Source organism: Pseudonocardia sp. ICBG601 (assembly GCF_020496245.1).
In genome coordinates this window covers 1-11,047 of record NZ_JAHLJA010000253.1, presented here as the reverse complement: position 1 = coordinate 11,047, position 11,047 = coordinate 1, and the positions used below count along the sequence as shown (strand labels likewise).

At 73.9% G+C, this 11,047-nt stretch carries 12 protein-coding genes, 2 pseudogenes and 1 riboswitch; of the genes and pseudogenes, 4 read left to right on the top strand and 10 right to left on the bottom strand.

Annotation, left to right across the window (positions count from 1 at the left end; all coding sequences use genetic code 11):
- Window positions 1–162 precede the first annotated feature (162 nt).
- The 3 genes and pseudogenes from KPL57_RS64420 to KPL57_RS64410 all read right to left on the bottom strand — a co-directional run bounded on the left by KPL57_RS64420 (window position 163) and on the right by KPL57_RS64410 (window position 3,234).
- Window positions 163–1,568, bottom strand: a pseudogene (locus tag KPL57_RS64420) (glycine--tRNA ligase).
- A 203-nt stretch (window positions 1,569–1,771) separates the two neighbouring features.
- Window positions 1,772–2,713: a type IV toxin-antitoxin system AbiEi family antitoxin domain-containing protein gene (locus KPL57_RS64415; RefSeq protein ID WP_226359367.1), complete on the bottom strand. Its 942-nt coding sequence runs from the start codon at window positions 2,711–2,713 to the stop codon at window positions 1,772–1,774.
- A gap of 191 nt (window positions 2,714–2,904) precedes the next feature.
- A complete protein-coding gene (locus KPL57_RS64410) occupies window positions 2,905–3,234 on the bottom strand; it encodes an antibiotic biosynthesis monooxygenase (protein WP_226359366.1) in 330 nt (109 codons plus the stop codon).
- A gap of 106 nt (window positions 3,235–3,340) precedes the next feature.
- Here KPL57_RS64410 and KPL57_RS64405 point away from each other — a divergent pair, with 106 nt between their 5' ends.
- Window positions 3,341–3,718, top strand: coding sequence for a helix-turn-helix transcriptional regulator (locus KPL57_RS64405; protein ID WP_226359365.1), 378 nt, complete (start codon window positions 3,341–3,343; stop codon window positions 3,716–3,718).
- Window positions 3,715–4,167, top strand: coding sequence for a Fur family transcriptional regulator (locus KPL57_RS64400; protein ID WP_060712704.1), 453 nt, complete (start codon window positions 3,715–3,717; stop codon window positions 4,165–4,167). Before KPL57_RS64405 ends, KPL57_RS64400 begins: the two co-directional genes overlap by 4 nt.
- 8 nt (window positions 4,168–4,175) lie before the next feature.
- On the opposite strand, the gene KPL57_RS64395 is transcribed toward KPL57_RS64400, so the two are convergent.
- Window positions 4,176–5,534 carry an aminotransferase class V-fold PLP-dependent enzyme gene (locus KPL57_RS64395; protein ID WP_226359364.1) on the bottom strand — a complete coding sequence of 453 codons (1,359 nt, stop codon included), beginning with the start codon at window positions 5,532–5,534 and terminating at the stop codon, window positions 4,176–4,178.
- Between the two features lie 43 nt (window positions 5,535–5,577).
- Window positions 5,578–5,692, bottom strand: a riboswitch (SAM riboswitch).
- A 73-nt stretch (window positions 5,693–5,765) separates the two neighbouring features.
- Between KPL57_RS64395 and KPL57_RS64390 the strand changes: the two genes are divergently transcribed.
- Both KPL57_RS64390 and KPL57_RS64385 read left to right on the top strand, forming a co-directional pair.
- Complete coding sequence (locus KPL57_RS64390) at window positions 5,766–6,446, top strand: hypothetical protein (protein ID WP_226359363.1); 681 nt, start codon at window positions 5,766–5,768, stop codon at window positions 6,444–6,446.
- 71 nt (window positions 6,447–6,517) lie between these two features.
- Entirely contained in the window at window positions 6,518–6,895 is a 378-nt protein-coding gene (locus KPL57_RS64385; protein ID WP_226359362.1) for a DUF2795 domain-containing protein, read from the top strand.
- Window positions 6,896–6,933: 38 nt separating this feature from the next.
- Here the strand turns inward: KPL57_RS64385 and KPL57_RS64380 are convergent, their stop codons facing one another.
- The 6 genes and pseudogenes from KPL57_RS64380 to KPL57_RS64355 form a co-directional block, all read right to left on the bottom strand.
- On the bottom strand, window positions 6,934–7,326 hold the full coding sequence (locus KPL57_RS64380; protein WP_226359368.1) for a hypothetical protein: 393 nt from the start codon (window positions 7,324–7,326) through the stop codon (window positions 6,934–6,936).
- A 20-nt stretch (window positions 7,327–7,346) separates the two neighbouring features.
- Window positions 7,347–8,147, bottom strand: a complete 801-nt coding sequence (locus tag KPL57_RS64375; RefSeq protein ID WP_060712708.1) for an isoprenyl transferase — start codon at window positions 8,145–8,147, stop codon at window positions 7,347–7,349.
- 53 nt (window positions 8,148–8,200) lie between these two features.
- Window positions 8,201–8,563 carry a hypothetical protein gene (locus tag KPL57_RS64370; RefSeq protein WP_226359361.1) on the bottom strand — a complete coding sequence of 121 codons (363 nt, stop codon included), beginning with the start codon at window positions 8,561–8,563 and terminating at the stop codon, window positions 8,201–8,203.
- Between the two features lie 223 nt (window positions 8,564–8,786).
- Entirely contained in the window at window positions 8,787–9,623 is an 837-nt protein-coding gene (recO, locus tag KPL57_RS64365) for a DNA repair protein RecO (protein WP_226359360.1), read from the bottom strand.
- A 20-nt stretch (window positions 9,624–9,643) separates the two neighbouring features.
- Complete coding sequence (gene era / locus KPL57_RS64360) at window positions 9,644–10,546, bottom strand: GTPase Era (protein WP_226359359.1); 903 nt, start codon at window positions 10,544–10,546, stop codon at window positions 9,644–9,646.
- Window positions 10,543–11,047: pseudogene (locus tag KPL57_RS64355) on the bottom strand (L-2-hydroxyglutarate oxidase); the annotation flags it as partial. The gene era and the pseudogene KPL57_RS64355, both read right to left, overlap by 4 nt.

The window sequence follows — 11,047 nt, the reverse complement described above, 5'->3', positions numbered from 1 at the left end:
CCGAGTCGCCCTACGCCACGCTGTCCGCCGAGCAGCTGGAGGAGGTGCGCCGCACCGAGGCCGAGCTGGGCGTGCAGCTGCTGGCCTACCGGCGCTGACCCCTTCGACGACGAACGCCCCCGCCCGGGATCTGGGCAGGGGCGTTCGTGGTGCAGCGTCGTCTCAGCAACCGAGCAGGCGCGTCGCCAGGTAGGTCTCGACCTGGTCGAGGGCGACCCGCTCCTGCGCCATCGAGTCGCGCTCGCGGATCGTCACCGCCTGGTCGGTGAGGGTGTCGAAGTCGACCGTGATGCAGAACGGGGTGCCGATCTCGTCCTGGCGGCGGTACCGGCGGCCGATGGCGCCGGCGTCGTCGAAGTCGACGTTCCAGTTCTTCCGCAGCTGCGCGGCCAGGTCCTTCGCCTTCGGCGACAGGTCGGCGTTGCGCGACAGCGGCAGCACTGCGGCCTTGACCGGTGCGAGCCGGCGGTCGAGCTTCAGCACGACGCGCTTGTCCACACCGCCCTTGGCGTTGGGCGCCTCGTCCTCGGTGTAGGCCTCGATCAGGAAGGCCATCATCGACCGGCCGACACCGGCGGCGGGCTCGATCACGTACGGCTTGTAGCGGGTGTCGGAGGCCTGGTCGTAGAACGACAGGTCGACGCCCGAGTGGTTCGAGTGCGCCGTCAGGTCGAAGTCGGTGCGGTTCGCGATGCCCTCGAGCTCGCCCCACTCCTGGCCGGTGAAGTTGAACCGGTACTCGATGTCGACGGTGCGCTTCGAGTAGTGGGAGAGCTTCTCCTTGGCGTGCTCGTAGTGCCGCAGGTTCTCCGAGGAGATGCCCAGGTCGGTGTACCAGCGGGTGCGCTCGTCGATCCAGTACTGGTGGATCTCCTCGTCGCTGCCGGGCTCGACGAAGTACTCCATCTCCATCTGCTCGAACTCGCGCGTGCGGAAGATGAAGTTGCCCGGGGTGATCTCGTTGCGGAAGCTCTTGCCGATCTGGCCGATGCCGAACGGCGGCTTCTTGCGCGAGGTCGTCTGCACGTTCAGGAAGTTCACGAAGATGCCCTGCGCGGTCTCCGGGCGCAGGTAGTGCAGCCCTTCCTCGGACTCCACCGGGCCGAGGAAGGTCTTGAGCATCATGTTGAACTCGCGGGGCGCGGTGAACCGGCCGCGGGTGCCGCAGTTCGGGCAGGGGACCTCGGAGAGGTCGTTCTGGTCGGCCTGCTCCGGGTCGCGGCCCTTGCGCTCGGCGAACTCCTCGGCGAGCTGGTCGGCGCGGTAGCGCTTGTGGCAGGACTCGCACTCGACCAGCGGGTCGGAGAAGGTGCCGACGTGACCGGAGGCGACCCAGGTCTGGCGCGGGAGGATGACCGAGGAGTCCAGGCCGACGACGTCGTCGCGGCCGGTCACCATGCTCTTCCACCACTGGCGCTTGATGTTGTCCTTCAGCTCGACGCCGAGGGGCCCGTAGTCCCACGCCGACGGGTACCGCCGTAGATCTCACCGGAGGCGAAGACGAATCCGCGCCGCTTGGTCAGCGCGACGATGGTCTCGATCTTGGCTGAGGTGGGCTTGCTGGCCACTGGCGGCGCTCCAGAGAAGGTGGTTCGGAGGTCCCCGGATACGGGGCATCCCAGATTACCGACCCGCCATGTATCCCCACTCCCTGCCCCTGTCCCCGACCTCGCCGCGGTGGCTCCGCCCGACCGACCTCGCACAGGCTCCTGCGACCTCGCAGACCCTGCAGAGGCTGCGAGGTCGCAGAACGGTCTGCGAGGTCGGGCGCTCACCCGGCACGGTCGAGGGCGCGGTGCAGGCGGGCGACGGTCGGGGCGAACGACGCCGCGCTGCGCAGGTCGGCCCACACCCAGCGCACCACCGCGACTCCCTCCGCCCGGATCGCGTCCTCCCGCAGCTTCTCCCGCCACAGGACCTCCTCGACGTCGCCGCCGGGGGCGAGCCGCCGGCCGTACGTGATGCGCCCGTCGAACTCCCCCGCCACCCGGGCCTGCTCCCACCAGAAGTCGACCCGGGCGAGGAACCGTCCCGCCGGATCCCGCAGCTCCTGCTGGGTGGCCGGTGCGGGCAGGCCGCAGGAGTGGAGGAGGAGCCTGCTGCGGGTCTCCCCCGGGCCGTCCGCGCCGCCGTCGGCCGCGGCGAGCACCCGGCGGGCGGCCGGGGTGCCGGGACGCCGCGCGGACCGGGCCACGGCGACGTCGAGCTCGTCGGCGGTGACGGCTCCGGCGTGGAGCGCGGCGGCGGTGACCGCGACCGCCACGACGAAGGGCAGGGAGCGGGCCAGGTCGACGACCGTACGCGCGACCGTCGTCACCGGGACGCCGTCGACGACGGTGATCTCGTCCGCGGCGAGCGTCGCCGCGTGGAATCGCGCCGACGGCGCCGGCCGCGCACCGCTGCGCCGGTTCCTGGTCACCTCCACCCGGTCGAGCGGGACCCGCCACAGCCCGATCCCGTGCATCGCGGCCGCCGAGACGTGGCTGAACACCGCGTCCGGGGACAGGGTGCGGACCGCCGCACGCACCGTCTGCCGGTGTCGTTCCACCGGTCCGAGGTCCCCGGCTCCGACGTAGGCGCCCCGGCGCAGCCGGACGAGCCGGCCCGAGACCCGGAGCCTGCGGAGCTCGTCGTCGCCCACTCCCGCCGCGACCAGGTCCCGGCGCAGCACCGGGGCGGGTGTTCCGGGCGCCGGTCGCGGGTCGCGGTCCATGTCCCCACCGTCGCCGCGCACCGGGAGCGGGGGAAGCCCGTCACCCGTCCGGCTGTGGACGGTCCCGGCTCACGGCGGGCGTCGAGCGCGCGCTGTGGACAACGCGGCCCCGCTGCACCTCGCACAGGTTCCTGCGACCTCGCACGGTCTGCAACGGCTGCGAGGTCGCAGAACGGTGTGCGAGGTCGGGGTCAGCTCAACAGGCTGGGGTGGTGGACGGGTGCGGCGCCGGGGGCCACGGTCACCAGGGACTCGTAGGTCGCCTCGGTGGTCGTGTCGGCCTCTGCCAGCAGCGGGTGCACGTGCTCGCGGACCTCGAACGGCCCCAGGGCACGCCGGTAGGCGTCGACGGAGTCGAAGCGGACGGTCAGGACCCACTGCCCGGCGTCCTCGATCGCCCGGCCCGCCTCACCCCCGCGGAAGGCCGGCCGGGCGGCGAGGAGTTCCAGGGCGCGGGCCACGCGCGCGGTGAACGCGGACTCCTCGGAGGGAGACACGCGGAAGCGGCAGACCAGCAGCACGGCGCGACGATAACGAACACGCCTACCATGTCGGGTGCGGCCTGTACGGCACAGCAGCGCCGGAGGGTGTGGCCGCCGCCTCCGGAGGAACGGACGGGTCCACCACATGTCTGCCGCAGCCCAGACCACGCACGCACCGGGAGTCGGCCCGGGCGCGGACGACGACCACCACCCCGCGCCAGAGCCGGGCCCGACCCGCGACCCGCGCACGCTGGCCGCCGCGGGCGACCTGCTGCGGGCACTCGCCGCGCCGGTCCGGATCGCCATCGTGCTGCAGCTGCTGGAACACTCGCGGTGCGTCCACGACCTGGTGGACGCGCTCGGGGTCACCCAGCCCCTGATCAGCCAGCACCTGCGGGTCCTCAAGGCCGCCGGGGTGGTCGAGGGCGAGCGGAAGGGCCGCGAGGTGCTGTATTCGCTGGTGGACGACCACCTGGCGCACATCGTGGTGGACGCCGTCGCCCACGTCGAGGAGGACACGTGACGGAGACGACCGGCCGGACGACCGCGGCGGCGGTCACCGAGCGGTCCACCGCCGGGCCGCGCGGCATCCGCGCCACCCGGCAGCGGGCCGCCGTCACCGCGCTGCTGGACCGGCTGGACGACTTCCGGTCCGCCCAGGAGATCCACGAGGAGCTGCGGCGCGCCGGCGAGGGCATCGGCCTGACCACGGTCTACCGGACCCTGCAGACCCTTGCCGACGGCGGCGAGGTCGACGTGCTGCGGGTCGCGTCCGGCGAGGCCGTCTACCGGCGCTGCGAGACCGAGCACCACCACCATCACCTCGTGTGCCGCCGGTGCGGCGCCGCCGTCGAGATCGAGGGTCCGGCGGTGGAGTCCTGGACCGAGTCGGTCGCCCAGAAGCACGGCTTCACCGAGGTGTCGCACACCCTCGAGGTCTTCGGCCTCTGCGGCCGCTGCTCGGCGGGCTGAGACCGGGCTCAGTCCCCGCAGCCGGGGACGGCGGGCAGCTCCCGGTCGCGGGCGAACGGGTCCGCCGGACGCGGGTCCGGGGTCGGCGCCCACCGGCCGTCGACGAGGGCGTAGGTCCAGGCCGGGCCGCGCCGTGCCAGATCGGTCAGCGCGTCGACCAGCCGGTCGACGTCGGAGGAGCCGGTGCGCAGGCCCAGCGACGCGCGCACGGCGTCGCGGCCGCCGGTGAGCCGCGCCAGCAGCGGGTGGGCGCAGAACCGGCCGTCGCGGACCCCGATGCCGTACTCGGCCGACAGCGCCGCCGCGACCAGCCCGGCGGACAGCTCGCCCAGGGTGAACGAGACGGTCGCGGTGCGGTCGCCCGCGTCGTCGAAGCAGGACAGGGTCCGCAGGCCGGGGACCGTCGCCAGGCCGGCGTGCAGGCGGTCGGCCAGCTCGCGCTCGTGGGCGGGCACGATGTCGTCGATCAGCGGGTCCAGGCTCCGGCAAGCCGCTCCGAGCGCGGCGGCACCGAGCACGTTCGGGGTGCCGCCCTCGTGCCGCTGCGGCGACGGCAGCCACTCCGTGACCGTGCCGCCGCCCGGGCCGTCGGCGACGGACACGGATCGGACCGCTCCCCCGCCCGCGACGTGCGGGTCGGCGGCGTCGAGCCAGTCCCGGCGGCCGACGAGGACCCCGGCGCCGTAGGGCGCGTAGAGCTTGTGCCCGGACAGCGCGACGTAGTCCGCGTCCCACCCGGCCAGGTCGACGCGCCGGTGCGGGGCGAGCTGGGCGGCGTCGACGCACAGCCGGGCACCCGCGGCGTGCGCGATCCGCGCGATCTCGGCGACCGGGAGGAGCTCGCCGGTCACGTTGGACGCCCCGGTGACCGCGACCAGCGCGGCGTCGGGACGGGCGGCGAGCTCGGCCCGCAACGCATCGAGCGTCGCCGCCACGGTGGCGGCGGCGGGCACGACGCGGTGCTCGCGGTCGCGCCAGGCCAGCAGCGTCGCGTGGTGCTCCAGGTCCAGGGTCACCACCGGGCCGGGGACGGCGCGGGCGAGCAGGCCGAGCGCGTCGGTGGTGTTGCGGGTGAACACCACGACGTCGTCGGCGCGGGCCCGGACGAACCGGGCGACGTCGGCGCGGGCGTTCTCCACGAGCGCGGTGCAGACCTTCGAGGTCCAGCCGGCGCCGCGGTGCACGCTGCCGTGGTAGGGCAGCACCTCGGCGACGTGGGCAGCGACCGGCTCCAGCGCCGGCGCCGACGCGGCGGAGTCGAGGTCGCAGTAGCGGGCCCACCGGCCGTCGACGAGCGGGACCGTGAGGTCCGCACCGACGACGCGGGGCAGGGCGTGCTGGACGGGACGTGGCAGGGCGAGGGTCATGATCGGGCCTCCGGCCGATCTCGGGGACCCGGCGTGGCGCACGGATCCGCGCTTGCCGACTGCGGGTGTCGCGTCGGCCCGGTCATCACCCGGGGCACCCCACCGCGGAGGAGGGTTGCCGTCCAGCGAGCCGGGGCTTCGCGCTGGCACTCGTGACCTTCGGCGACGAAACTAGCAGACCGTCTCAGATGGAGACACGTGAGCATCGCCACCCCGGATAGCGTCTGACCGATGACGGACACGCACCCCGCGCCCACCACGGTCCGGCGGATCGACGTCCCGGAGTCCGGCGAGCTGGCCCAGCTCGCCGCCGTCTTCGAGGACCTGCAGTACGTGCTGCGCTGCTGCGAGCACCTGGTCACCGCCCTGGGCGGGCCCGAGTCCGGGCCGGTGCGGGTGGACGCCGACCCGGCGCTGGTCGAGGCCCTGTGGACCGGCGCCCTGATCGGCTACGTGCGGTGCTTCTCCGGCCGGACGAAGACGCTGACCACCGACGACCTGACGTCGCTGGAGCTCGACGGGGACGTCAGCGGGTTCCACGACATGGTGTTCAAGCTCCGCGATCACTACGCCTCCCGGCACGTGAACCCGCGCGAGTCGTACTCGATCGGCGTGGCCCAGTCCAACGACGGGACGCCCCGGGGCGTCGCCGTCGTCTCCACCCCGCGCCCGCTCGTCGACGAGACGACGGTCCGGCTGCTCGGCCGGGTCGCCTACAGCCTGTCCGGCCTGGTGGACGCCCGGCTGAAGAAGTCCCAGAACGACGTCCTCGGCGTCGCGCACGGGATGACCGCGGGCCAGCTGGCGGGGCTGCCGCTGGTGCACCTCGACGGCAGCGGCGAGGCGGCCCCGGAGGACGCGGTGACCCGGGACGGCACTCGGGACGGCACCGCGGACGGCCCGGGGAACTGATCCCCGCCGGATGCATCATCCGGCGCACAGCGGCTACCCGGTCGGGACGCATCCCGACGAGAGGTGACCTCATGACCACCCGCACGACGACGTCCGACGCCGTCCGCACCGCCCTGCACGGCCTGGAGTTCCCCGCCGGCAAGGACGACCTGGCGTGGACCGCCGAGCGCAACGAGGCCGACGCCGCGACGGTCGAGGCCCTGCGGGCGGTGCCGGCCGAGGAGCACTACGCCTCGATCGCCGCCGTGGTGGCCGCCGTGGACCTGGCCGACGACGACCCGGCGCGCCAGACCGCGGGCGACACCGCGGACGAGTCGGCCGAGGAGACCGAGCAGCTTCGCGCGCAGCGGCGCACCGAGCACACCCGTCCCGGGCTGTCGGAGTCCACGAAGGACGTGGACCCGGTCAACCCGATCGCCGAGGAGCTCGGCACCAACCGCAAGAAGTGACCCGCGCGGCCGGGGCGGGCACCGCCCCGGCCGGCCGGTCAGCCGCCGACGAGCTCGGCCCGCATGCTCGACGCGGAGGACACGACGAGCATGAGCAGCGTCCCCATCGGACCCTCGCCCAGCCCGGCCGCGGGGAAGGCGTAGCGCAGCGTCACGTCCCAGCCGCGCTCGCCGCGCACCACCCGGGGCGTGCCGAACAGGCCCTCCCCCACCCCGAGCCCGACCCGTCGCGGCACGTCGTGCTCCGGGTCGGCGGAGTCCGGCAGGTCCCACGCCACGACGCAGGTCAGGTTGAGGACGGGCAGCCCCTCCTCCAGCTCGGTCCCCTGCACCACGCACAGCACGCCGCCGTGGGCGAAGGTCAGCGCGCCGTCGTCGGCGGCGGTGACGTCGTGGAACCGCTCCAGCGCACCCTTCGCGGTGGCGAGCATCCCGGTGATCACATCGGTGCTCACGGTGTCACCCCCGTCGCGGCGTCGCCCGTCGCGGCGTCCACGGCCCCGCCGAAACGCCGGTCCCGGCGTGCGTAGATCTCGATCGCCTGCCAGATGTGGCGCCGGTCGAAGTCGGGGAACAGCGTGTCCAGGAAGACCATCTCGGCGTAGGCGCTCTGCCAGAGCAGGAAGTTCGAGGTCCGCTGCTCCCCCGAGGAGCGCACGAACAGGTCGACGTCGGGCATGTCCGGCTCGTCGAGGTGGCGGGCCAGCATCCGCTCGTCGATCTTGTCGGGGTTGATCCGGCCCTCGGCGGCGAGCCGGGCGATCTGGCGCACCGAGTCGACGATCTCGGCGCGGCCGCCGTAGTTGACGCACATGGTCAGGTTCAGCACGTCGTTGCCGCGGGTGCGCTCCTCGGCGATCTCCAGCTCCTTGATCACCGAGCGCCACAGCCGCGGGCGGCGGCCCGCCCAGCGGACCCGGACCCCCATCGCGTCCATCTCGTCGACGCGACGGCGGATGACGTCGCGGTTGAAGCCCATCAGGAACCGGACCTCGTCGGGGCTGCGCCGCCAGTTCTCGGTGGAGAACGCGTACGCCGACAGCCAGCGCACACCGAGGTCGATGCAGCCGCGGGCGACGTCCATCAGCGACGCCTCGCCCCGCTTGTGCCCCTCCGTGCGGGGCAGACCACGGGCGTTGGCCCAGCGGCCGTTGCCGTCCATGACGAGGGCGACGTGGCCCGGCACCAGCTCCGGCGGGATCGCCGGGGGCCGGGCACCGGACGGATGCGGTGCGGGAGGCTGGAACGGCACGTCACCGACCCTACGTCGGGGCCGATGGCCGGGCTCGGCCGCGGTGGTCGGGCTCAGTCGCGCTGGTCGGGCTGGGGCCAGGCCGGCACGGCCGGGTCCTCCAGCCGCTCGATGGTCTCGCGCAGCCGGCGCATCCCGCGGTGCCCGTGGACCCGGTCGACCTCCGACAGCGGTTCGGACTCGTCGGGCCGGATCACCGGCAGCATCGGGATGGCCGGCCAGGCGCCGTCCTCGGTGCGGGCCCGGACCTGACGCATCGCGCGGGTCGGCCCGTCCTGCGGGGACTCCGGCATGACCTCGGTGCGGGCCGGCAGCTGCTGGGTGGGCGGCACCGGGATCCGCTGCGTGGCGGCCGGGAGACGATGGGTGCGAGCGGTGTGGTCGTCGTCCGGCGGCGGTGTGTGGGGTCGGTTCACGACTGCCTCTCCGACGGGGCTGGGGTCCCCTCGATCACAGGAGGATAACGAGACCGCGCAACCGGTTGCCTGTCCTGAGCGACGTTCACCCGGTGGAGTCGGCGGAAGCGCCGTGCGCCGCGACCGGCGGCACCGCGGCGGGCGGCGCACCGGGAACGTCAACCGCTCGACGAAGCATACGGGCCGCTCACGGCAGCCCGATCGGGACACCGGGCCGATCGAACTAGTCGGACAGCGCGTCCGGAGGTGTCGGCGCACCGCCGTCCGGCGGTTCCGGGGCGGTCCCCGGCGCACCCGGCGCGACGACGGCGGCGGGCCGGACCCGGGCGCGGCGGTCGACCAGGGGCAGCGAGCGCAGCTGGCGCTCCAGGTGCCACTGCAGGTGCGCCGCGACCAGGCCGCTGGCCTCCCGCCGGGTCGGGGTGCCCGAGGCGTCGGCGGTGTCCCAGTCGCCGTGCAGCAGCGCCATGAGCAGCGCCACCGTCTCGGGGGCCGGGGGGACCGAGCCCGGCGGGCGGCAGCGCGGGCACACCATGCCGCCCCCGGCGACGGTGAACGACCGGTGCGGGCCGGGCGTCGCGCAGCGCGCACAGTCCGACAGCGACGGCGCCCACCCCGCATGGCTCATGGCCCGCAGCAGGAACGCGTCGAGCACCAGGGCCGGTTCGCGGGCGCCGTCGGCCAGCGCCCGGGTGGCACCGAGCAGCAGCAGGTAGACCCGCAGGCTCGGCTCGCCCTCCTCGGACACCAGCCGGTCCGCGGTCTCCAGGATCGCGCAGCCGCAGGAGTAGGCCGACCAGTCCGCGACGATCGCCGGCGCGAACGCGTCGACGGTCTGGGCCTGGGTGACCACGTCGAGCGTGCGCCCGGTGTAGCACTGGACGTCGACGTGGTTGAACGGCTCCAGCCGGGCGCCCCACCGCGACCGGGTGCGGCGCACGCCCTTGGCGACCACCCGGATCTTGCCGTGCTGACGGGTCAGCATCGTGATGATCCGGTCCGCCTCGCCCAGCTTCTGCACCCGGAGCACGATCCCGGTGTCGCGGTAGAGCTGGGCCACCCACCCAGTCTAGGTTCTCCTCAGAACCCCAGCTTGCGCAGCTGCTTCGGGTCCCGCTGCCAGTCCTCGGCGATCTTCACGTGCAGGTCCAGGTGCACCCGGGTGCCCAGCAGCTTCTCGATCTGGCGACGGGCGTCGCTGCCGACCTGCTTGAGCCGGGCACCGCCCTTGCCGATCACGATGCCCTTCTGGCTGGACCGCTCGACGTAGATGATCGCGTAGATCTCCAGCAGGTCCTTCTTCTCGATCGTCTCCTCGACGACGACGGCGATCGAGTGCGGCAGCTCGTCGCGCACGCCCTCCAGCGCCGCCTCCCGCACGAGCTCGGCCACGAGCACGTCGGTCGGCTCGTCGGTGAGGTCGCCGTCCGGGTAGAGCTGCGGCCCCTCCGGCAGCAGCCCGACCAGCAGGTCCGACAGCAGCGATACCTGGAAGCCCGACCGCGCCGAGGTCGGCACGACCTCGGCGAAGTCCATCAGCGCCGCCACCTCGGTGAGCCGCTCGGCGACCTGCTCGGGGCGGGCGGTGTCGGTCTTGGTGACGACGGCGACCACCGGGGTGTGCGCGGCGATCCGGCCCAGCTCCTCGGCGATGAACCGGTCACCCTTGCCGACCTTCTCGTTGGCGGGCACGCAGAACCCGACGACGTCGACCTCGGACCACGTCTCGCGCACCAGGTCGTTGAGCCGCGACCCGAGCAGGGTCCGGGGGCGGTGCAGCCCCGGGGTGTCGACCAGGACGATCTGGGCGTCCGGTCGGTGCACGATCCCGCGGATCGCGTGCCGGGTGGTCTGCGGGCGCGAGGAGGTGATCACGATCTTCTCCCCGACCAGCGCGTTGGTCAGGGTCGACTTGCCGGCGTTGGGCCTGCCGACGAAGCAGGCGAACCCGGACCGGAAGCCCTCGGGCCGTGCGCCGGTCATGCCGCACCGAGCCGGTCGAGGATCTCGCGGCCGATCGGCAGCGCCGCCGTCGCCGCCGGGGACGGTGCGTTCAGCACGTGCAGGATCGAGCCGGGGCGGCCCGCGCCGTCCGGACCGGCCTGGTCGAGGAACAGGAAGTCGTCGACCAGGGTGCCGTCGGCCTTCACGGCCTGGGCCCGCACCCCGGCGCCTGCCGGGTGCAGGTCGGAGGCGGTGACCTCGGGCAGCATCCGCTGGATCTGGCGGACCATCGCGCGCGTCGACAGCGAGCGGCGGACCTCGCCGATGCCGTAGCGCCAGTGCGTGCGCGCCACCTTCACCATGCCCGGGTAGGTCAGCGTCCCCAGCAGCTCCTTCGGCTGACCGTGCGCCAGTCGTAGCCCTCGCGGGCCAGCGCGAGCACGGCGTTCGGGCCGGCGTGGACGGTGCCCGTCGATGCCGCGGGTGGCGTGGACCCCGAGGAACGGGAACGCCGGGTCCGGGACCGGGTAGATCAGGCCG